The sequence below is a fragment of the Ruegeria sp. C8 genome (assembly GCF_056537565.1).
In genome coordinates this window covers 502,387-521,610 of sequence record NZ_JBQFRV010000001.1, presented here as the reverse complement: position 1 = coordinate 521,610, position 19,224 = coordinate 502,387, and the positions used below count along the sequence as shown (strand labels likewise).

Sequence of the window (19,224 nt, the reverse complement as noted above, 5' to 3'; positions counted from 1 at the left end):
CGGGCCGGGGTGAGATCCCCCGCGTTGTCTAGCTGCTCCCCTCCGTCCGAGCAACGTGGGGCGGCGCGTGCCCGTCATTTTCATGAGAGAGGCCCCGGAGGGGTCCGAGATTGCGGAGTGAATGGATGATGTTGATCGAAGAAACCGCCATCGCGGATGCGGCGCTGCCGGTGGATCAGTTCAAGGCGCATCTGAGGCTGGGCACTGGTTTTGCAGAAGACAATGTGCAGGACGAGGTGCTGAAAAGCTTTTTACGTGCGGCCATTGCGGCGATTGAGGCGCGCACTGGCAAGGTGCTGATCGAGCGTGATTTTTCGTGGGGCCTGAATGGCTGGCGTGATGGGGCGGGCGAAGTGCTGCCGGTGGCTCCGGTCGGGGTGATCAGTGCGGTGACGCTGACGGATGCGGCGGGGGTCGAGACCGTTATGGAAGCGGCTGCTTACCGGTTGGAACGTTATGGTCAAGGCCCTCGGTTGCGTCCGGCGGGATCTTGTTTGCCGTCGATTCAGACTGGTGGATCGGTGAAGATCGTCTTCACGGCCGGGATGGCTGCGGATTGGGGCGGGCTGCCCGCTGATCTGGGTCAGGCAGTGCTGCTGCTGGCGGCGCATTACTATGAATATCGTGATGAGACGGCACTGGGCGCGGGCTGCATGCCTTTTGGCGTGACCAGCCTGGTCCAGCGCTATCGCACGGTGCGCTTTGGCGCCGGGGTGACGCAATGAGCGCGCCGCGACTGAACCGCAAGCTGGTGCTGGAGGCTCCGGTCCGGAGTGCCGATGGCGCGGGGGGGTATACTGAGACATGGGCTGCGCTGGGCTCGCTTTGGGCCGAGGTGACGGCGCGCAGCGGATCGGAACGCGCGGTCGGCGGGGCTTCGGTCTCGCGCGTTGGCTACCGGATCGTTGTGCGTGGCGCGCCTGAAGGGTCGAGCATGCGGCCCGCTCCGGACCAGCGGTTCCGCGAAGGTGCCCGGCGGTTCGTGATCCGCGCGGTCGCCGAGCGGGATCCGCGGGGCCAGTACCTGACCTGTTTTGCAGATGAAGAGGTGGCGGCATGAGTTACGGCGTATCAGCCGCTTTGCAGGCGGCGGTGTTTCAACAGCTTTCAGGCGACGCGCAGGTAAGCACGTTGTCGGGCGGGGCGATCTATGACGCGGTGCCTGCCGGGACCATGCCGCAAACCTACGTGACTTTGGGCCCGGAAGAGGTGCGAGAGGCCTCGGACCGCGCAAACGCAGGGGCTGTGCATCGTTTCACGGTCTCGGTGGTGTCCGAGGCGGCAGGCTTTGGTGCCGCCAAGACGCTGGCCGGCGCGGTGTGTGACGCGCTTGAAGGCGCGGCGCTGAGTTTGGACCGGGGTCATCTGGTGGGCTTGTGGTTCGAGCGGGCCAGCGCTCGACGCACTGGAACTGGCGGCGCGATCCGCCAGATCGACCTGAGATTCCGCGCCCGCGTGGAAGACGACTAAGCAATCAACGGAGAGAGCACATGGCTGCCCAGAACGGAAAAGACCTGTTGGTCAAAGTGGATATGAACGGCACGGGCCTGTTCGAAACCATCGCGGGCCTGCGCGCCACGCGGATCAGTTTCAACGCGGAAAGCGTCGATGTCACCAGCCTGGAAAGTCAGGGCGGGTGGCGCGAGCTGCTGTCGGGGGCGGGGGTCAAGTCGGCCTCGATCTCAGGCTCGGGCGTGTTCAAGGATGAAGGCACGGATGAACGGGCGCGTCAGCTGTTCTTTGACGGCGAGACGCCCGGTTTTCAGGTGATCATCCCCGATTTCGGCATTGTCGAAGGGCCGTTTCAGGTCAGCAGCATCGAATATGCGGGCTCGCATAACGGTGAGGCGACCTATGAGATGAGCATGGCAAGCGCCGGTGCGCTGAGCTTCACGGCGCTCTGATGGCCAATCCGTGGACGGGCGAGGTGGCTTTGACCATCGATGGGGAGCAGCGGGTGCTCAAGCTTACATTGGGTGCCTTGGCGGAATTGGAACAGCAACTGGGGGCCGGATCTCTGGTCGAATTGGTGCAGCGGTTCGAAGGCGGTGCGTATTCCAGCGGCGACGTGCTGGCGCTGTTGGTCGCAGGTCTACGCGGCGGCGGCGCGCCGGTCACACGCGATGACCTGCTGCATGCCGAAATCGCTGGTGGACCGATGGCGGGTGCCAAAGCGGCGGCCGAATTGCTGGCCCGCGCCTTCATGGTGCCGGAGCAGTGAGCGGGTTCGACTGGCCCGCGCTGATGCGGGCCGGGATCCTCGGCCTGCGGCTGACGCCGGATCAATTCTGGCGTCTGACCCCGGCTGAGTTGCGGCTGATGCTGGGGCAGGGCGCGGCGATGCCTGCGATGAACCGGAAGGGCCTCGACGCTTTGCTGGCGGCCTATCCGGACAAGGAACAAGGAGAGCGTGATGACGGATCGTGAGGGTTTTGACGACCTGCAGGAGCGGGGCGAGTCGCTGGGCGATGCGCTGGGTGACGCGGCGAGTATGGCGGCGGCGTTTGATGGTCACTTGCAGCGGGTCAGGGCCGCCTTTGAAGAGACTGGGAAGGACGTTGCGACTCTGGAACGGGGCCTGTCCGGCGGTTTGCGCAAGGCATTTGACGGCGTGGTGTTGGACGGGATGAACCTGTCGGATGCGCTGGATGTGCTGAAGAACTCGATGATCCGTACGGCCTATTCGGCGGCGATCAAGCCGGTGACGGATCATTTCGGCGGCATGCTGGCCAATGGGGTTGGCAGTCTGGTGCAGGGCATATTGCCTTTTGCGGATGGAGGCAGCTTTAGCCAGGGCCGGGTGATGCCTTTTGCCAATGGCGGCGTGGTCACTAGCCCGACGATGTTCCCGATGCGGGGCGGCACTGGGCTGATGGGTGAGGCTGGGCCTGAGGCGATCATGCCTCTGGCGCGCGGCGCGGACGGAAAGCTGGGCGTTCGGACGCAGGGCGGCGGGCGTGCCGTGAACGTGGTGATGAATATCTCCACGCCCGACGTGCAGGGGTTCCGCCGGTCGCAAGGCCAGATCGCGACGCAGATGAGCCGCGCCTTGGGTCGTGGCAATCGCAACAGATAAGGGGAGCAGAAGATGAATTTCCACGAGGTGAGATTTCCCGCGAGCTTAAGCTTTGGCTCGGTTGGCGGTCCGGAACGGCGCACGGATATCGTAACGCTGGCCAACGGGTTTGAAGAACGCAACACGCCCTGGGCGCATTCGCGCAGGCGCTATGATGCCGGGCTGGGGATGCGGTCGTTGGATGACATCGAAACGATGATCTCATTCTTCGAGGCGCGTCAGGGCCAGATGTTCGGATTCCGCTGGAAGGACTGGTCGGACTACAAGTCCGGCTCGGCCACGGCTGACGTCGAACACGGCGATCAGGTCATAGCGCGCGGCGACGGAGAACGCACCGAGTTTCAACTGGTGAAGACCTATAGCTCGGGCGGGGTCAGCTATGTGCGACCGATCACCAAGCCTGTCCTTGGTACGGTGCGTCTGGGCCTTGATCAGGACGCCATGCGCGAAGGCGTCGACTATGAGGTCGATCTGGCCCGTGGGGTGGTCACATTCGTCGCCCCTCCGCCCGAGCAAGTCGAGATCACGGCGGGGTTCGAGTTTGACGTGCCGGTGCGTTTCGACACCGACAAGATCCAGACCAGCGTGGCCAGCTTTCAGGCCGGGGATGTGCCGAATGTCCCTGTGGTCGAGGTGCGCGTCTGATGAGCGGGGATACTCAGGCACTTCAAGCCCATCTGCAAAGCGGTCTGACCACGGTCTGCCGATGCTGGGCGATCACCCGCAAGGACGGTCAGGTCTTTGGCTTCACCGATCACGATATGGAGCTGCGGTTCGACGGGCTGGCCTTTCGGGCCAGCACTGGCCTGACCGCAGCCGCCATCGAACAGGCCACCGGGCTGTCGATCGACAATTCCGAGGCGATGGGCGCGCTGTCCGATGCCTCGGTCCGTGAGGATGATATTGAGGCCGGTCGCTTTGACGGGGCCGAAGTGCGCGCCTGGCTGGTCAATTGGGCCGCGCCCGAGCAGCGTGTGTTGCAGTTTCGCGGCTCGATTGGCGAGTTGCGCCGGGCAAGTGGAGCTTTTCATGCAGAACTGCGCGGACTGACCGATCTGCTGAACCGCCCGCTGGGGCGGATCTATCAAAAGCCCTGCACAGCCGTTTTGGGGGATGCCGCGTGCCGATTTGCCGTAAGCCTGCCCGGTTATCAGGTCGAGGCTGAGGTCTCCGGTTTTGACGGAGGCACGTCGCTTCGGCTGCTTGGTGGAGCCTCCTCGGACGAGGCCTGGTTCGAACGGGGGCGGTTGGATGTGACCTCGGGCTCGGCAAATGGGCTATGGGGGTCGATCAAGCAGGACCGCCGGACGGAAGACGGGCGCGAGATCACCCTGTGGGCCAGCATCGGTGGTGGATTGGCCGTTGGGGACCAGGTGCGCCTGATCGCTGGTTGCGACAAGCGGATGGAGACCTGCCGGTTGAAATTCAACAATTTTCTGAACTTTCAGGGCTTTCCTGATCTTCCGGGTGAAGACTGGGTGATGGCGGTGCCCAAGAAAGGCAACGCGAATACAGGCGGTAGCAGACGATGACGAAAAGCAAGCAAGAGATCGTGGACACCGCACGCGCGTGGCTGGGCACGCCTTATGTGCATCAGGCCTCGGTTCGCGGGGCGGGGACGGATTGTCTGGGCCTGCTGCGCGGCGTGTGGCGCGAGGTGATCGGGCGCGAACCCGAGGCGGTTCCCGTCTACAGCATGGACTGGTCCGAACCGCAGGGTGAAGAACGCATGTGGGCAGCTGCGCGCAGACACCTGAGCGAAAAACCCTCAGCTGAAATGGCCGCCGGAGATGTGCTGCTGTTCCGGATGCGGGACAGCGGCGTTGCAAAACATCTGGGCATTGTCAGCAGCATCGGCGAGGTGCCGCGTTTCATCCATGCCTATTCCGGACATGGCGTCGTCGAAAACGCCCTGAGCGACCCCTGGCGCCGCCGGGTGGTCGCCTGTTTTGAATTCCCGTTGGAGGGTCGCTGATGGCTACTATTCTTCTTTCCGCAGCCGGGGCTGCACTGGGCGGCTCAATCGGCGGCACGGTGGCCGGTTTGTCCACTGCCATTGTCGGTCGGGCGGTCGGGGCCACGCTGGGCCGCGTGATCGACCAACGCATGATGAGCCAATCGGTCATGGGCAGCGGCAGCGAAGTGGTCGAGACCGGCCGCATGGACCGTTTCCGCCTGACCGAAACGGCCGAGGGCGCCCCCGTGGCCACGGTCTTTGGCCGTATGCGCGTGGGTGGTCAGGTGATCTGGGCCTCGGACTTTCTGGAGACCCGGACCACTAGCACGCAATCCTCGGGCGGGGGCGGCAAGGGTTCGCCGAAACCGCCCAAAGTGACGACAACCACCTACAGCTACTCGATCTCTCTGGCGATTGCGGTTGGCGCAGGTGAGATCGCCGATGTCACGCGCGTTTGGGCCGATGGTGAGGAGCAAGAGCGCGCGAGCCTGAACATCCGTGTCTATCACGGGACACAGGATCAACTCCCCGATCCCCTGATCGAGGCTGTCGAGGGCACCGGCAATGTCCCGGCCTATCGCGGTACGGCTTATGTGGTGATTGAGGACTTCCAGCTGGCGTCTTTTGGCAACCGGGTGCCTCAGTTCTCGTTCGAAGTGGTGCGTCCGACACAGCCCGAAATGCCGGATCGCGTGTCCGCGCTGGGCCAAATCGTCAAGGGCGTGGCCCTGATGCCGGGCACTGGCGAATATGCATTGGCCAGCACTCAGGTGAACTATTCCCAAGGGCGCGGGCGCAGTTGGGCGGCCAATGTCAACTCGGCCTCGGGCGAGGCGGATCTGGTCACCTCGACCAAAGCGCTGGCGCGTGAGCTGCCGGGCTGCGAGGCGGCCTCCCTGATTGTGTCGTGGTTCGGAAATGACCTGCGCTGCGGAGACTGTCAGATCACGCCCAAGGTGGTGCGCGATGACATAGATGGTGTGAATATGCCGTGGGTCGTGTCGGGCCTTCGGCGCCATACGGCCGAGGTGGTCCAGCATCAGGATGACCGGCCCGTTTACGGTGGCACTCCGGCGGATGGCGCGGTTGTGCAGGCGATCCAGCATCTTAAGGACGGCGGTAAAGATGTGATGTTCTACCCGTTCATCCTGATGGATCAGTTGCAGCAGAACGGCTTGCCAGACCCCTGGTCGGATGGCGAGCAGCCGCATCTGCCCTGGCGCGGACGGATCACGCTGGACGTGGCTCCGGGGCGCGCCGGGTCGCCGGACCAGACAGCCGACGCCGATGCGCAAGTGGCCGCGTTTTTCGGGGTGGCTCAGGTCAGCGACTTTGGCATCAGCGCGGGGCAGGTGACCTATTCCGGCCCGCAGGAATGGGGGCTGCGGCGCTTTATCCTGCACTATGCCACCCTCTGTCAGATCGCAGGCGGTGTTAGTTCCTTCTGCATCAGTTCCGAAATGCGGGGGCTGACGCAAATTCGCGGAGAAAACGGCTTTCCTGCCGTCGAGCAGCTGCGCCAGCTGGCTGCGGATGTGCGCCAAATTCTCGGCCCGGATACCAAAATCGGCTACGCTGCGGATTGGAGCGAATATTTCGGCTATCAGCCCTCGGGGACAGGAGACAGGTTCTTTCACCTCGACCCCCTTTGGGCGGATGACAATATCGATTTCGTTGGTATCGATAACTACATGCCTCTGTCCGATTGGCGCGATGGTGAAGATCATCAGGACGCCGATGCCGGGTCGATCTACAATCTGGACTACCTGCGCGCCAATGTCGAAGGCGGCGAAGGCTATGACTGGTACTATGCCTCACCCGAGGAGGCCGAGGCGCAGATTCGCACTCCGATCGAAGACAGCACCCATTATGAGCCGTGGATCTGGCGCTACAAGGATCTGCGCAACTGGTGGTCGAACTGGCACCACGAACGGATTGGTGGCCTCCGGCAGAACGACCCGACGGACTGGGTGCCAGGGTCCAAGCCGATCTGGTTCACGGAACTGGGCTGTGCTGCCGTGGATAAAGGTACCAACCAGCCGAACAAGTTTCTCGACCCCAAATCCTCGGAATCGAGCCTGCCGCCGCATTCCAACGGCCTCAGGGATGACTTCATTCAGGTGCAATATCTGACGGCAACGCTGGGCTATTGGTCCGAGCCGCAGAACAACCCGGTATCCGAGATCTATGACGGCCCGATGCTGGACCTCTCCAACGCCTATGTCTGGGCCTGGGACGCGCGGCCTTATCCCACCTTTCCAAACCTGCGAAGCCAATGGGACGATGGCGAAAACTACGCCCGAGGGCATTGGCTGAACGGTCGATCTGGCGCGCGTACTTTGGCTTCAGTGGTGACCGAAATCTGCCATGGGGCAGGGGTCACGGATATTGACGTCTCGCAGCTCTATGGCGTGGTCCGGGGCTATGCGGTCGAGGATATCTCGGACGCGCGTTCGGCGTTGCAACCGTTAATGCTGCGCTATGGGTTTGACGCGATTGAAAGGGACGGTGTCCTGCGGTTCCAGACACGTGATGGCTTTGGTGCTGTGGCGCTGGACCCGGATCATCTGGCTGTCAGCTCCGATCTCGACGGCACCGTCGAATACCGCCGCGAGGCCGAGGCCGAGATGACTGGACGTGTTCGCCTGCGCTTTGTTCAATCGGATGCCGATCACGATCTGGTCGCGGAAGAGGCCGTTCTGCCGGACGCGCAGACCCATGCGGTTGCGGTCAATGAGATGCCCCTGTCCATGACCCGTGCCGAGGGTCGCCAGACCGCCGAGCGCTGGCTCAGCGAGGCGCGCGTGTCCCGCGACACCGCCCGGTTTGCCCTGCCTCCCTCCCTGTTGCATCTGGGGGCCGGAGATGTGGTTCGCCTGTCTGAACAAGACGGCAGTGCGCTCTACCGTATCGACCGGTTGGAAAAAGCGGATCTGCAATTGGCCGAGGCCGTGCGGATCGAACGCGGTGTCTACACGGCCAACGGCTTGCAGGACGATCCAGTAGCGATCCGGCCCTTCGTCGCCCCTGTGCCCGTCGTGCCGGTGTTCATGGACCTGCCGCTGTTGACGGGGACAGAGGCTCCGCACGCGCCGTATCTCGCTGTCTCGGCCGATCCTTGGCCCGGTAGCGTCGCCGTTCATGCCTCGGCCAGGGATGAGGACTATGCGCTGCGCGACGTCATTTTGGACCAGGCGGTGATGGGCTTTACGGAAACGCCGCTGCATCGCGCCTCAGCCGGGACCTGGGATGAGGGCGCGCCTCTGCGGGTCAAGCTGATTGACGGCATTCTGGAGTCCCGTCCGCGCACATCCTTGCTGAATGGGGCCAATTTGGCGGCCATCGGTGACGGAACACCGGGCAATTGGGAGGTGTTCCAGTTCTCTGACGCCGCCCTGCAAGAGCCGGGGGTCTATGCGTTGTCCGGACGTCTACGCGGTCAGCTAGGAACGGATGCCCTGATGCTAGACGTCTGGCCCGAAGGATCAAACTTCGTCCTGCTGGATGAGCGTGTGGCGCAGACCAGCCTGTTGCCAAGCGAGCGGCGCGTGGCCCGGCATTTTCGGATCGGCCCGGCCTCGCGCGGGTATGACGACCCATCCTACGAGTATATGGTCGAGGCCTTTGACGGGAACGGCCTACGCCCCTATGCGCCGGTGCATGTGTCTGTGCAGACCCTGCCGGACGCGGACACGTTCAGTTGGATCAGGCGCACGCGGATCGCAGGGGATGACTGGGCGGGGTTGGATGTACCGTTAGGTGAGGAAAACGAGTCCTACCTCATACGTGTCCGGGCCAACGGTGCCTTAGTCCGCGAACAGATCGTGGCCGAACCACGCTGGGCCTATACCGCAGCCGTGAAGTCCGCCGATGGCCTGACAGGTGGATATGAGGTCGAGATCGCGCAAATCTCAGCCACATACGGCGCTGGTCCGGCGGCTCGCATTCAAGTCGCGTAAGACCTGTGCGCCCCGTCCTCCACGGAGACGTCAGCGCTGCGGCACGCGCCCTCTTGGCTGTGCCGCAGCGTTGTCGTCGAACCCTCTGTATCAGGATGGTGGCAGAGGCCGAACTGGCCGACCGCCATGTCCAGCGCACTGGTCGGCTGCACCCGCTCTACGGCAATGGATCCCTGATGACAGCCGCCCGCACTCGGGTGCTGGCGGATGAACCGGGCTTTGACGATCTTGATTATTGCCAGTGTTTTGAGATGGTTTTGCGCCAACTTATACTACGTCAGGCTCGGCGGGCGCTGGGTTGACTTTTTAGAGAGCCGAAAGGCACCAGCACCCACTTGGAACACATTCATTTTGGTTAAGTTGAAGATCACGGGTTTGCGTTTGGCGTTTTTACCACTAAATGGCATGCTAGGCGCAGCAAAGGATCAAAAGCCATGTTTGAAAAGCGCAGCCACGTGACCCCCGTCGATCCGGTCTGGAACCGGATCACGACTGAGGCCCATACCGCCGTTGAGCAAGAGCCCCTGATGGGCGGGCTGGTGCATGCCTGTATTCTGCATCACCGCAGTCTTGAAAGGGCATTGTCGTACCGAGTGGCGGCCAAGCTGTGTTCGAACGAGATGTCGATGATGGTCCTGCGTGAGATCGTGGACGAGGCCTATGCCGACGACCCAAGTTTGATTGAGGCCGCGCGCGCCGACCTGATGGCCGTCTATGAGCGTGACCCAGCCTGCCACCGCCTTCTGCAGCCGATCCTTTATTTTAAAGGCTATCAGGCGATGCAGGCCTATCGCGTGGCCCACTGGTTGTGGCGCAAGGGACGGCATGATCTGGCCTATTTCTTCCAGATGCGTTCGTCTGAGATTTTCGGCATCGACATTCACCCCGCCGCCAGGATTGGCAAAGGGATCATGATCGACCACGCCCATTCCATCGTGATTGGTGAGACTGCCGTGGTTGGTGACAATGTCTCGATGCTGCATTCTGTGACGTTGGGCGGAACCGGCAAGGAAGAAGAGCAGCGCCACCCAAAGATCGGTGATGGAGTTCTGATCGGTGCCGGGGCCAAGGTTCTTGGCAACATTGAGGTCGGCCACTGCAGCCGGATCGCCGCAGGATCGGTGGTGCTGCAAGAGGTTCCCGCTTGCAAGACAGTTGCCGGCATTCCGGCCAAAATAGTGGGCGAGGCGGGGTGCGATCAGCCCTCTATCTCGATGGACCACATGCTGGGCAAGGACCAGTAAACCTCAGTTCGAGCGGTTGTTCTTTCTTTTCAACCGCTCTTGCCGTCTTTGCTCCCGCCGTTCCTTACGCTCGTCGATGCGTTGCTGGCGCTCGGCTCTTTGCTGGGCGATGACGGCTGGGTCACTGGATTTGAACCTGGAGTTTTCGCCCGGGTAGCTGTTGGGTTTCGCCAGCGCCGTGTCAGCAGCAGTTGAGGACGCGGCAACGAAAAGCAATATCTTGGTCAAAACGGAAAAGCGCATGGGCCACCTTTGGTTCTCAAAACCGTCTGTTTAAAAGCTGGGAAAGCGCGGTTGCTGCGGCAACCTTTGGGGCTATCACGCTTGCTCACTTCGTGGCCGTAATCGAGAGAGCACCCGCCGAGGTCGGACCCCGGCGGGTAGAGTTTGATCAGGCCAGCATGACCATCGGATTTTCCAGATTTTCGACGATGGCTTGCAGCAACTGAGCCCCAAGCGCGCCGTCGATGACCCGGTGATCCACAGACATCGTGACGGACATCACGGTTGCAACCGTCAGCTCTCCGTCTTCGCCGACAACTGGCTTTTTCAGGCCTGTGCCGACCGCAAGAATACCAGCATGTGGCGGGTTCACGATGGCGTCGAAATTGTCGATGCCGAACATGCCCAGGTTCGAAACCGCGAATGTGCCACCCTGGTATTCATGCGGAGCCAGCTTGCGTTCGCGGGCGCGACCGGCAAGGTCCTTCATTTCGGTCGACAGGGCAGACAGAGACTTGGTGTCGGCATCCTGCAGGACCGGAGTGAACAGACCGCCTTCGATCGCAACCGCAACGGCCACATCAGACGGTTTCAACTGCAGCACGCGGTCGCCCGCCCAGACTGCGTTGCATTCGGGAACCTGCTGCAGCGCGTTGGCGACAGCTTTGATGATGAAGTCGTTGACGCTGAGCTTCACGCCACGGCCTTCCAGCTGTTTGTTCAACTGGCTGCGGAACTTAAGGAGCGCGTCCAGTTTAATATCGCGGCGCAGGTAGAAATGCGGGATGGTCTGCTTGGCTTCGGACAGGCGCGCGGCAATGGTCTTGCGCATGCCGTCGAGCTTGATTTCCTCGTAATCTCGAGTTTCGTACATCTTGGCGACGGCATCTGCCGATGGGCCAGCCGGTGCCGCCGTTGCGGGGGCGGCGGCTGCTGCAGGGGCCGGAGCGGCTGCTGCTGGCGCTACGGTTGCGCTTTCCACATCCGCTTTGACGATGCGACCACGCGGGCCGGAGCCAGTGATCTGTGCCAGATCAAGGCCCTTTTGCGCCGCGATGCGACGGGCCAGCGGTGAGGCGAAGATACGACCACCATCGGCTTTGGCAGGCGCTGCCGGGGCAGGGGCGGGCGCCTCGGATGCCGCTGGCGCGGCGACCTCGTTACTCGCGGCGGCGGCAGGTGCAGCCGCTGGGGCCGCGGCTGGTGTTGTGCCAATATCATCGGCGCTTTCGCCATCTTCCAGCAGAACTGCGATGGCAGTGTTGACCTTAACCCCTTCGGAGCCTTCCGGGATCAGGATCTTGCCGATGGTGCCTTCGTCAACAGCCTCGAACTCCATCGTGGCTTTGTCGGTTTCGATCTCGGCCAGCAGGTCGCCGGAGGAGACGGTGTCGCCCTCTTTGACCAGCCATTTGGCAAGGGTGCCTTCCTCCATGGTCGGAGACAGGGCGGGCATTAGGATTTCGGTGGGCATTTCAGCGCTCCTCAATCAGAGTAATTTGGTCAAAGGGCGCCTTGGGGCGCCCGGTGCCGCGTGCGAGCGTCGCAATCGCGGCCTCGATTTTTTCTTTGTTCTCTGCCATCCAGACATAGGCGGTCTGGTGCGAGGGGCGCGCGCCTATCAACCGCATATCCGCCGCCAGTCGCTCGGGCACAAGCGCCCGTACGATGCGGTTGTCGATGTCAATCTCGACACGGTAGCATTCGGTTGCTGGATCGCGGCCCCTGATCTCCATTACCGGTAGGTCACCTGTTTGACGGCAGCGATCACCTCATCCGTGGTGATTAGGGCCAGTTTTTCGAGGTTCGCGGCATAGGGCATCGGAACATCCTTGCCCGTGCAGTTGATGACCGGCGCATCGAGATAGTCGAACGCTTCCTGCATCACGACCGAGCTGATGTAGCTACCGACCGATCCTTGTGGCCAACCTTCTTCCACAGTCACGAGACGGTTGGTCTTCATCACCGAGTTGATGATCGCGCCTGTGTCCATCGGTCGGATAGTGCGCAGGTCGATGACCTCGGCGCTGATGCCCTCTTCGGCCAGTTTGTCGGCGGCTTCGAGGGCATACTGCATGCCGATGCCGAAGCTGACGATGGTCACGTCCGAGCCTTCGCGCCAGATGCGGGCCTTGCCCAGAGGAATGGCTAGGTCATCCACTTGCGGCACGTCGAAAGTGCGTCCGTAGAGGATTTCGTTTTCCAGGAAGATCACCGGGTTGGGGTCGCGGATCGCCGATTTCAGCAGGCCTTTTGCGTCGGCGGCCGAGTATGGCATCACGACTTTCAAACCAGGGATCTGCATGTACCATGCGGCGTAGTCCTGAGAGTGCTGCGCGGCCACGCGGGCGGCGGCACCGTTGGGGCCACGGAACACGATCGGGCAGCCCATCTGGCCGCCGGACATATAGAGCGTCTTGGCGGCGGAGTTGATGATCTGGTCAATCGCCTGCATTGCGAAGTTGAAAGTCATGAACTCGACGATGGGTTTCAGACCACCGAAGGCTGAACCAACCGCGATACCGGCAAAGCCATGCTCCGTGATCGGGGTGTCGATCACGCGTTTGGGGCCGAATTCGTCCAGCAGACCTTGGCTGATTTTATAGGCGCCCTGATATTCGGCGACTTCTTCACCCATCAGGTAAACGTCTTCGTCGCCGCGCATCTCTTCGGCCATCGCATCGCGGAGCGCTTCGCGGACAGTCTCGGTTTTCATTTCCGCGTCAGCTGGCCAATCGGGCGACAGGTCCACGACCGGAGCGGCCGGGGCGGCGGCTGCGGGAGCGGGGGCCTCAACCGCCGCAGGGGCGGCCTCGGTCACCGCTGCGGCTGCGGGGGCAGCCGCGGGCAGGGCGGAGGCATCTTCGCCTTCTTCAACCAGGATCGCGATGGGGGTGTTGACCTTGACCCCCTCGGTGCCTTCTTCGATTAGGATTTTGCCGACTATGCCTTCGTCAACGGCCTCGAACTCCATCGTGGCCTTGTCGGTTTCAATCTCGGCCATGATGTCGCCGGAAGATACGGTGTCGCCTTCCTTGACCAGCCATTTGGCCAGCGTGCCCTCTTCCATTGTGGGCGAAAGGGCGGGCATGAGAATTTCGGTTGCCATGTCTTATTCGTCCTCTCAGGCGTAAATATCTGTCCAGAGCTCATCCACCGACGGCTCAGGGCTTTCTTTCGAGAATTCGGCGGCCTGGTTGACGACCTCTTTGATCTCTTTGTCGATCGCCTTGAGGTCATCCTCGGTCGCGTGTTTGCCAGTCAGCAGCAGCTCGCGCACATGTTCGATCGGGTCGCTTTGCTCGCGGACCTTCTGAACTTCTTCGCGGGTTCGGTACTTGGCCGGGTCGGACATTGAGTGGCCACGGTAGCGGTAGGTTTTGACCTCAAGGATGTAGGGGCCTTTGCCTGCGCGGCAGTGCGCGACGGCTTTCTCGCCCGCGGCTTTGACCGCCAGAACATCCATGCCGTTGACCATTTCGCCCGGGATACCGAAGGCCTGACCACGGTGATAGATATCCGCCGAAGAGGTCGAGCGCGCCTGGGCGGTGCCCATAGCGTATTGGTTATTCTCGATCACGAAAACCACGGGAAGTTCCCAAAGGGCTGCCATGTTGAATGTCTCGTAGACCTGACCCTGGTTGGCCGCGCCGTCACCGAAATAGGTGAAGGTCACGCCACCGTTTTCCTTGTATTTATCAGCGAAGGCCAGACCCGCGCCCAGCGGGACCTGAGCGCCAACGATACCGTGGCCGCCGTAGAAATGCTTCTCTTTCGAGAACATATGCATCGAGCCGCCTTTGCCCTTAGACAGGCCGCCCTCACGCCCGGTCAGTTCGGCCATGACGCCGCCCGGATCCATGCCGCAGGCCAGCATGTGACCGTGGTCGCGATAAGATGTGATGCGTTTGTCGCCTTCTTTTGCTGCAGCCTCAAGGCCGACAACAACCGCTTCTTGTCCGATGTAGAGGTGGCAGAAACCGCCAATCAGACCCATACCGTAAAGTTGCCCCGCCTTTTCTTCGAATCGACGGATCAACAGCATTTCGCGGTAGTAGGTTTTCAGCTCTTTCGCAGAAACGTTTGGTTTCTTTGTGGTTTTTCGCGCAGCCATTGTGGCGATCTCCCCCTTTCGGACAGATAGTTTAGCGTTAAACTATCTTTTAGAGCATTTCTTGCGATCTGGCGAGCGTAAATATGACGCAGCGTAGCTTTGCGCAATTCATGCAGTGGGAGAAGGGGGTTAGCGGATGACGATTTCATCCGCGCGGATCATGCCCAGTACGGATCGGGCCTGTTGATCCAGTAGGTCGAGATCAAGGTAATTGTCCGAAAGACGGCGGGTGAGGTTTTCCATCTCGGTGATCTCAGCTTTTAGCGCCGCGAGGTCGCGTGACAGGGCGTCCCGTTCCGCCGAAATCTCGACCCGTCGAAACAGGCCATAGTCTCCTTGCACGGCGGCGAAGGTGAAATATACACCCAGCATAAAAGCCACCGAAAAGAAAAAAACTGCGCCCAAACCGGGCCGATGGGAACGGGACACTCTGTTGACCGCCGTATGAAGTCTGCCTCAATAACGGGCCCTTTGTGGGCCTCTGAACACACTATGTCACAGGTGATTCGGGATGTGAATCCCCTGATTCGCAAAAATTGCGTGGTTGAGTCAGATTGTCTCGCGGCCTGGTTTTGAGCGTGCCGCGGAGGTCACTGGTCCAGTGCTGCGACGCCGGGTAGGGTCTTGCCCTCCATCCATTCTAGGAAGGCTCCGCCTGCGGTCGAGATATACGAGAAGTCCTGGGCCGCGCCCGAAGCATTCAGGGCGGCAACGGTATCGCCTCCACCTGCGACCGAGATCAACTGACCGGCGCGTGTCAGCGCAGCGGCTTTCAGGGCGGCGGCGTTGGTGGCGGCGTCAAAGGGCTCCAACTCGAACGCGCCGAGCGGACCGTTCCAGATCAGGGTCTGGCTTTTGCCGAAGATCTCAGTGATGGCGGCGACGCTTTCAGGGCCTGCGTCAAGGATCATGCCGTCTGGGGGGCACTTATCGGCGGGCAAAACCTGATGCGGCGCGTTTGCCTCGAATTTCTCGGCGACGACCACATCAACGGGCAGCACGATGGTGCAGCCGGATGTTTCGGCCTTAGCCAGAATCTCTGCGGCGGTGTCTTTCATCGCGGTTTCGGCCAGCGATTTGCCGACATCGACGCCCTTGGCGACAAGGAACGTGTTCGCCATACCGCCGCCGATGACCAGATAGTCGACCTTGTCGATCAAATTGCCCAACAGCTCCAGCTTGGTGGATACTTTCGCGCCACCAACAACGGCCGTCACAGGGCGTTTAGGCGCGCCCAGAGCGCCCTCCAGCGCCTCAAGCTCGGCCTGCATCAGGCGACCGGCGCAGGCGGGCAGCAAACGGGCCAGCGCCTCGGTCGAGCTGTGGGCGCGGTGCGCGGCCGAGAACGCGTCATTGCAGTAGACATCGCCCAGACGCGCCATGCCAGCGGCCAGATCGGGATCGTTCTTGGTTTCAGCCGCGTGGAAACGGGTGTTTTCCAGAAGCAGCACCTGACCGGGCTGCAGGGCGTCAGCGGCCAGTTCAGCCTCAGTGCCCACACAATCGGCGGCGAACAGGACTTTTGCTCCGAAAGCAGACTCCAAGGTCGGGACAAGTTGGTTCAGCGACAGGCTTTCGCGGCGTTCGCCGCCAGGACGGCCGAAATGGGCCAGAAGGATGGGTTTGCCACCGGATGCCAGAATGTGCTGCACCGTGGGCACAATGCGCTGAATACGGGTGGCGTCGGTCACAACACCGTCAACGACCGGCACGTTGATATCCACGCGCACCAGCACGCGTTTGCCGTTCAGGTCCATATCGTCCAGTGTTTTCCAGCTCATCGCGCAATCCTCGTGTTTTGATACCCTTTGGGCGGTTCTTTTCCTGCATTTTGCCCTCAGGTCAATGCGTCACTTGGCATTCAGGCGCTTGGCGCATAGGTATTTGCGCAAGACAAACGACAGGAGGGCCAGATGGCCGAGATCAAGGATCCCGAAAACACAATCATCATTGAGCTGAAAGACGGCAATGTCGTCATCGAGCTGCTGCCCGACGTGGCACCTCTGCACAGCGCCCGGATGAAAGAGCTGGCCCGTGGGGGGGAGTATGACAACGTGGCCTTCCACCGTGTGATTGACGGCTTCATGGCCCAAACCGGTGATGTCCAGCACGGTGACATGGAAGACGGGTTCAACATCCGCATGGCGGGCACAGGCGGGTCGTCGCTGCCGAACGTTCCGGCTGAATTCTCGAAACTGCCACATGACCGTGGAACGCTGGGCGCGGCGCGCTCGCAGAACCCGGATTCGGCAAACTCGCAGTTCTTCATCAACTTCAAGGACAACCACTTCCTGAACGGTCAGTATACGGTTTATGGCCGCGTGATCGACGGGATGGAGCATGTAGACGCTATTGTACGGGGTGAGCCGCCTGCGAGCCCGGACCGCATGATCAGCGTCAAGGTAGCGGCAGATGCATAAGCTCGCCGCCGCTTTTGTCCTGTTGGCCAGCCCCGCGCTGGCCACCGGGCTGCAGATCGAGGTTGAGGGTGAAGCCAATGGCACCATCACCGTCGACCTGTTCGAAGATGTCGCACCCAAGCACGTTGAGCAGATCACCGCGCTTGCCAATGCGGGTGAATATGACGGCGTCGTCTTCCACCGCGTGATCGAAGGGTTCATGGCCCAGACCGGAGATGTTCAGTTCGGCAACCAGACCAAGGGCAGCTTCAACGCTGCGAATGCAGGTCGTGGTGGCTCGGACCGTCCCGACCTGCCGGCCGAGTTCTCGGACATCACCTTTGATCGCGGTGTGGTCGGCATGGCGCGGTCTCAGAACCCGAACAGCGCGAACTCGCAATTCTTCATCATGTTCGAGCCGGGACCATTTCTGGATGGCCAGTACACCGTTGTCGGTCAGGTCACGGACGGGATGGACGTGGTCGACGCGATCAAGCGCGGTGCGGGTCAGAACGGTGCCGTTGTCGGCCAGCCTGACGCGATGAAAAAGGTCACAGTGACCGAGTAACGAAAAACCTCGGCGCAAGTCATGCGCCGGGGTTTTCTTGTGGACTAGGGACTGAAATCAGTCGTCGCCCATTGCTTTCCAGATCAACGCTCCGATTGCACCGCCGATCAGAGGGGCGACCCAGAACAGCCACAGCTGTGCAAGGGCAGGGCCATCCGCAAACAGGGCCACGCCTGTGGACCGCGCTGGGTTGACCGACGTGTTGGTGACAGGGATTGAGATCAGGTGGATCAGGGTCAGGGCCAGGCCGATGGCGATCGGGGCAAAGCCCGCAGGTGCTCCGCTGGAGGTGGCCCCCAGAATGATCACGATGAAGAACGCGGTCAGCACGATCTCGATCACCAGCGCGGACATCATGGAATACCCTTCGGGTGACGCCTCGCCATAGCCGTTTGAGGCAAACCCGCCCACGCCTTCAAAACCGGGCGCGCCGCTGACGATCACGTACAGTACCACCGCTGCCGCAATTGCACCCAGCACCTGCGCGACCCAATAAGGCAGTAGGTCTTTGGCGGGGAAGCGCCCTCCGATCATCAGGCCGAGGCTGACGGCAGGGTTGAAATGCCCGCCCGAGATATGGCCCACTGTGTAGGCCATGGTCAAAACGGTCAGGCCGAAGGCGAAGGATACACCAAGCCATCCTATGCCGACATCAGCGACCCCTGCTGCCAGAACTGCGCTGCCGCAGCCGCCCAGAACCAGCCAGAACGTGCCGAAGAATTCGGCCATGAGTTTTGATGACATGAATAGTCCTCCATTAATCAATGAGAACCAGAGTAATTCAAAAACCGTGATTTGTGAAACTTGCGTTTGGGGGAATTTTCACGGCCTGCGCATCAGTTAGGCCTTTCGCCCCATGTTGCGGGATCGAGATTGAACAGCGCGGCAAGCTGTTCATAGACATGAGGTGCCGCCTTTTGCAGGGCGTGAGGGCGCTCAAAAAACACCTCGACCGAGACGGCAAAAAACTCCTCATGGCCTTCGGCACCGTAGGGGTCGATGACGGTGCGATGCCCGGCCTCTACTGCTGCGACATGGTCGGAATAGGCCGTCAAGAAGACACGTTCCCACTCGGCATAGCTCTGTCCTTTTGCAAGAACCGGAACTCCGTTGGTGCCACCTGACAGGTCGTCGATCTGATGCGCAAACTCGTGGAACACCACGTTGTGCCCGTCATGGTCATTCATCGCGCCCTGTTTGCTATGCGCCCATGACAGGATCACCGGCCCATGGTCCCAGCTTTCGCCGGTTCGGATGATCTCTTTCTCAGTTATCACATAACCGCTGCGCCTTTGTTGCCGAGACTTGAAGGCGTTGGGGTAGATCAGAACGGTTGTCAGATTGTCGTACCAGGTATCCGTGTTCACCACGAGCAGACAGGCTTGCGCGGCAATGGAGAGTTGCATCTCATCGGTGACCTCGAGCCCGTCGCAGCCATAAAAGCTCACCTGTTCCAGAAACAGGTTGATCTTGCCATCCAATTTCTCACGTAGGTCGGATGGGACGCGTTGGAGGATTGGGACTTGTGCTGCAATGATGCGCCGGCCGTCTTCGCTCAATGGCTCGGCCAGAAGCGCAGCGCGCGCCTTTTTCTTGGACCAGGACCAGTATAGAAACGCGCCTGCGACGGCTGCGACAAGAGCAAAAAACATCCACATGGACAGAGTTTAGCCGTACTAGCTCAA

The 19,224-nt window shown here is 61.2% G+C and carries 24 protein-coding genes; 15 read left to right on the top strand and 9 right to left on the bottom strand.

The annotated features are described in order from the left end of the window. Positions 1 to 125: 125 nt before the first annotated feature. The 13 genes from ACR0KL_RS02620 (at position 126) to cysE (ending at position 10,236) form a co-directional block, all read left to right on the top strand. The gene (locus tag ACR0KL_RS02620; protein ID WP_170676432.1) at positions 126 to 725 is read left to right on the top strand and encodes a head-tail connector protein; all 600 of its coding nucleotides are present in this window, start codon (positions 126 to 128) and stop codon (positions 723 to 725) included. Beyond that, on the top strand, positions 722 to 1,060 hold the full coding sequence (locus ACR0KL_RS02615) for a phage head closure protein (RefSeq protein WP_170639586.1): 339 nt from the start codon (positions 722 to 724) through the stop codon (positions 1,058 to 1,060). The genes ACR0KL_RS02620 and ACR0KL_RS02615 overlap by 4 nt, the downstream gene beginning before the upstream one ends. Continuing rightward, a complete protein-coding gene (locus tag ACR0KL_RS02610; RefSeq protein WP_170458824.1) occupies positions 1,057 to 1,470 on the top strand; it encodes a DUF3168 domain-containing protein in 414 nt (137 codons plus the stop codon). The genes ACR0KL_RS02615 and ACR0KL_RS02610 overlap by 4 nt, the downstream gene beginning before the upstream one ends. 20 nt (positions 1,471 to 1,490) lie before the next feature. Continuing rightward, positions 1,491 to 1,904, top strand: coding sequence for a phage major tail protein, TP901-1 family (locus ACR0KL_RS02605; protein ID WP_170374021.1), 414 nt, complete (start codon positions 1,491 to 1,493; stop codon positions 1,902 to 1,904). Then, positions 1,904 to 2,221 (top strand): gene transfer agent family protein, encoded by a 318-nt coding sequence (locus ACR0KL_RS02600; RefSeq protein ID WP_170458820.1) that lies wholly within the window; start codon positions 1,904 to 1,906, stop codon positions 2,219 to 2,221. Before ACR0KL_RS02605 ends, ACR0KL_RS02600 begins: the two co-directional genes overlap by 1 nt. Next, positions 2,218 to 2,427, top strand: a complete 210-nt coding sequence (locus tag ACR0KL_RS02595; protein WP_170482874.1) for a rcc01693 family protein — start codon at positions 2,218 to 2,220, stop codon at positions 2,425 to 2,427. Before ACR0KL_RS02600 ends, ACR0KL_RS02595 begins: the two co-directional genes overlap by 4 nt. Then, positions 2,414 to 3,076, top strand: a complete 663-nt coding sequence (locus ACR0KL_RS02590) for a phage tail tape measure protein (protein WP_170676429.1) — start codon at positions 2,414 to 2,416, stop codon at positions 3,074 to 3,076. The genes ACR0KL_RS02595 and ACR0KL_RS02590 overlap by 14 nt, the downstream gene beginning before the upstream one ends. 12 nt (positions 3,077 to 3,088) lie before the next feature. Continuing rightward, positions 3,089 to 3,721, top strand: coding sequence for a DUF2460 domain-containing protein (locus ACR0KL_RS02585; RefSeq protein ID WP_170676427.1), 633 nt, complete (start codon positions 3,089 to 3,091; stop codon positions 3,719 to 3,721). Further along, positions 3,721 to 4,608 carry a DUF2163 domain-containing protein gene (locus ACR0KL_RS02580; RefSeq protein WP_480776612.1) on the top strand — a complete coding sequence of 296 codons (888 nt, stop codon included), beginning with the start codon at positions 3,721 to 3,723 and terminating at the stop codon, positions 4,606 to 4,608. The genes ACR0KL_RS02585 and ACR0KL_RS02580 overlap by 1 nt, the downstream gene beginning before the upstream one ends. Continuing rightward, positions 4,605 to 5,051 (top strand): NlpC/P60 family protein, encoded by a 447-nt coding sequence (locus ACR0KL_RS02575; protein WP_170676423.1) that lies wholly within the window; start codon positions 4,605 to 4,607, stop codon positions 5,049 to 5,051. Before ACR0KL_RS02580 ends, ACR0KL_RS02575 begins: the two co-directional genes overlap by 4 nt. Then, entirely contained in the window at positions 5,051 to 8,992 is a 3,942-nt protein-coding gene (locus ACR0KL_RS02570; RefSeq protein WP_480776611.1) for a baseplate multidomain protein megatron, read from the top strand. Before ACR0KL_RS02575 ends, ACR0KL_RS02570 begins: the two co-directional genes overlap by 1 nt. Positions 8,993 to 8,997: 5 nt before the next feature. Next, the gene (locus ACR0KL_RS02565; RefSeq protein ID WP_170676419.1) at positions 8,998 to 9,294 is read left to right on the top strand and encodes a DUF7742 family protein; all 297 of its coding nucleotides are present in this window, start codon (positions 8,998 to 9,000) and stop codon (positions 9,292 to 9,294) included. A gap of 132 nt (positions 9,295 to 9,426) precedes the next feature. Next, complete coding sequence (gene cysE / locus ACR0KL_RS02560) at positions 9,427 to 10,236, top strand: serine O-acetyltransferase (protein ID WP_170374012.1); 810 nt, start codon at positions 9,427 to 9,429, stop codon at positions 10,234 to 10,236. A gap of 3 nt (positions 10,237 to 10,239) precedes the next feature. Here the strand turns inward: cysE and ACR0KL_RS02555 are convergent, their stop codons facing one another. The 7 genes from ACR0KL_RS02555 to ACR0KL_RS02525 form a co-directional block, all read right to left on the bottom strand. Next, positions 10,240 to 10,479, bottom strand: a complete 240-nt coding sequence (locus ACR0KL_RS02555) for a hypothetical protein (protein ID WP_170676417.1) — start codon at positions 10,477 to 10,479, stop codon at positions 10,240 to 10,242. Positions 10,480 to 10,627: 148 nt separating this feature from the next. Further along, entirely contained in the window at positions 10,628 to 11,932 is a 1,305-nt protein-coding gene (locus tag ACR0KL_RS02550; RefSeq protein ID WP_480776610.1) for a pyruvate dehydrogenase complex dihydrolipoamide acetyltransferase, read from the bottom strand. A 1-nt stretch (position 11,933) separates the two neighbouring features. Beyond that, positions 11,934 to 12,194 (bottom strand): hypothetical protein, encoded by a 261-nt coding sequence (locus ACR0KL_RS02545; RefSeq protein WP_170374009.1) that lies wholly within the window; start codon positions 12,192 to 12,194, stop codon positions 11,934 to 11,936. Further along, positions 12,194 to 13,567 carry a pyruvate dehydrogenase complex E1 component subunit beta gene (locus tag ACR0KL_RS02540; protein ID WP_425082999.1) on the bottom strand — a complete coding sequence of 458 codons (1,374 nt, stop codon included), beginning with the start codon at positions 13,565 to 13,567 and terminating at the stop codon, positions 12,194 to 12,196. Before ACR0KL_RS02540 ends, ACR0KL_RS02545 begins: the two co-directional genes overlap by 1 nt. A 15-nt stretch (positions 13,568 to 13,582) precedes the next feature. Continuing rightward, on the bottom strand, positions 13,583 to 14,572 hold the full coding sequence (pdhA, locus tag ACR0KL_RS02535) for a pyruvate dehydrogenase (acetyl-transferring) E1 component subunit alpha (RefSeq protein ID WP_170676411.1): 990 nt from the start codon (positions 14,570 to 14,572) through the stop codon (positions 13,583 to 13,585). Between the two features lie 129 nt (positions 14,573 to 14,701). Beyond that, positions 14,702 to 15,001 carry an FtsB family cell division protein gene (locus ACR0KL_RS02530; RefSeq protein ID WP_170482904.1) on the bottom strand — a complete coding sequence of 100 codons (300 nt, stop codon included), beginning with the start codon at positions 14,999 to 15,001 and terminating at the stop codon, positions 14,702 to 14,704. Positions 15,002 to 15,162: 161 nt separating this feature from the next. After that, positions 15,163 to 16,353 carry a phosphoglycerate kinase gene (locus ACR0KL_RS02525; RefSeq protein WP_170676409.1) on the bottom strand — a complete coding sequence of 397 codons (1,191 nt, stop codon included), beginning with the start codon at positions 16,351 to 16,353 and terminating at the stop codon, positions 15,163 to 15,165. A gap of 132 nt (positions 16,354 to 16,485) precedes the next feature. On the opposite strand from ACR0KL_RS02525, the gene ACR0KL_RS02520 reads away from it, so the two are divergent. Both ACR0KL_RS02520 and ACR0KL_RS02515 read left to right on the top strand, forming a co-directional pair. After that, on the top strand, positions 16,486 to 16,992 hold the full coding sequence (locus ACR0KL_RS02520; RefSeq protein ID WP_170374004.1) for a peptidylprolyl isomerase: 507 nt from the start codon (positions 16,486 to 16,488) through the stop codon (positions 16,990 to 16,992). Beyond that, positions 16,985 to 17,539, top strand: coding sequence for a peptidylprolyl isomerase (locus tag ACR0KL_RS02515; RefSeq protein ID WP_170374003.1), 555 nt, complete (start codon positions 16,985 to 16,987; stop codon positions 17,537 to 17,539). Before ACR0KL_RS02520 ends, ACR0KL_RS02515 begins: the two co-directional genes overlap by 8 nt. A gap of 57 nt (positions 17,540 to 17,596) precedes the next feature. On the opposite strand, the gene aqpZ is transcribed toward ACR0KL_RS02515, so the two are convergent. Further along, a complete protein-coding gene (gene aqpZ, locus ACR0KL_RS02510; protein WP_170458789.1) occupies positions 17,597 to 18,283 on the bottom strand; it encodes an aquaporin Z in 687 nt (228 codons plus the stop codon). Positions 18,284 to 18,375: 92 nt separating this feature from the next. After that, positions 18,376 to 19,191 carry a M90 family metallopeptidase gene (locus ACR0KL_RS02505; RefSeq protein WP_480776609.1) on the bottom strand — a complete coding sequence of 272 codons (816 nt, stop codon included), beginning with the start codon at positions 19,189 to 19,191 and terminating at the stop codon, positions 18,376 to 18,378. Positions 19,192 to 19,224 lie beyond the last annotated feature (33 nt).

Excerpts from the sequence above, each read along its gene's own strand:
- ACR0KL_RS02620 (WP_170676432.1), top strand. The coding sequence starts at position 126 with ATGATGTTGATCGAAGAAACCGCCATCGCGGATGCGGCGCTGCCGGTG.
- ACR0KL_RS02615 (WP_170639586.1), top strand. The coding sequence starts at position 722 with ATGAGCGCGCCGCGACTGAACCGCAAGCTGGTGCTGGAGGCTCCGGTC.
- ACR0KL_RS02610 (WP_170458824.1), top strand. The coding sequence starts at position 1,057 with ATGAGTTACGGCGTATCAGCCGCTTTGCAGGCGGCGGTGTTTCAACAG.
- ACR0KL_RS02605 (WP_170374021.1), top strand. The coding sequence starts at position 1,491 with ATGGCTGCCCAGAACGGAAAAGACCTGTTGGTCAAAGTGGATATGAAC.
- ACR0KL_RS02600 (WP_170458820.1), top strand. The coding sequence starts at position 1,904 with ATGGCCAATCCGTGGACGGGCGAGGTGGCTTTGACCATCGATGGGGAG.
- ACR0KL_RS02590 (WP_170676429.1), top strand. The coding sequence starts at position 2,414 with ATGACGGATCGTGAGGGTTTTGACGACCTGCAGGAGCGGGGCGAGTCG.
- ACR0KL_RS02585 (WP_170676427.1), top strand. The coding sequence starts at position 3,089 with ATGAATTTCCACGAGGTGAGATTTCCCGCGAGCTTAAGCTTTGGCTCG.
- ACR0KL_RS02580 (WP_480776612.1), top strand. The coding sequence starts at position 3,721 with ATGAGCGGGGATACTCAGGCACTTCAAGCCCATCTGCAAAGCGGTCTG.
- ACR0KL_RS02575 (WP_170676423.1), top strand. The coding sequence starts at position 4,605 with ATGACGAAAAGCAAGCAAGAGATCGTGGACACCGCACGCGCGTGGCTG.
- ACR0KL_RS02570 (WP_480776611.1), top strand. The coding sequence starts at position 5,051 with ATGGCTACTATTCTTCTTTCCGCAGCCGGGGCTGCACTGGGCGGCTCA.
- cysE (WP_170374012.1), top strand. The coding sequence starts at position 9,427 with ATGTTTGAAAAGCGCAGCCACGTGACCCCCGTCGATCCGGTCTGGAAC.
- ACR0KL_RS02555 (WP_170676417.1), bottom strand. The coding sequence starts at position 10,479 with ATGCGCTTTTCCGTTTTGACCAAGATATTGCTTTTCGTTGCCGCGTCC.
- ACR0KL_RS02550 (WP_480776610.1), bottom strand. The coding sequence starts at position 11,932 with ATGCCCACCGAAATCCTAATGCCCGCCCTGTCTCCGACCATGGAGGAA.
- ACR0KL_RS02545 (WP_170374009.1), bottom strand. The coding sequence starts at position 12,194 with ATGGAGATCAGGGGCCGCGATCCAGCAACCGAATGCTACCGTGTCGAG.
- ACR0KL_RS02540 (WP_425082999.1), bottom strand. The coding sequence starts at position 13,567 with ATGGCAACCGAAATTCTCATGCCCGCCCTTTCGCCCACAATGGAAGAG.
- pdhA (WP_170676411.1), bottom strand. The coding sequence starts at position 14,572 with ATGGCTGCGCGAAAAACCACAAAGAAACCAAACGTTTCTGCGAAAGAG.
- ACR0KL_RS02525 (WP_170676409.1), bottom strand. The coding sequence starts at position 16,353 with ATGAGCTGGAAAACACTGGACGATATGGACCTGAACGGCAAACGCGTG.
- ACR0KL_RS02520 (WP_170374004.1), top strand. The coding sequence starts at position 16,486 with ATGGCCGAGATCAAGGATCCCGAAAACACAATCATCATTGAGCTGAAA.
- ACR0KL_RS02515 (WP_170374003.1), top strand. The coding sequence starts at position 16,985 with ATGCATAAGCTCGCCGCCGCTTTTGTCCTGTTGGCCAGCCCCGCGCTG.
- aqpZ (WP_170458789.1), bottom strand. The coding sequence starts at position 18,283 with ATGTCATCAAAACTCATGGCCGAATTCTTCGGCACGTTCTGGCTGGTT.
- ACR0KL_RS02505 (WP_480776609.1), bottom strand. The coding sequence starts at position 19,191 with ATGTTTTTTGCTCTTGTCGCAGCCGTCGCAGGCGCGTTTCTATACTGG.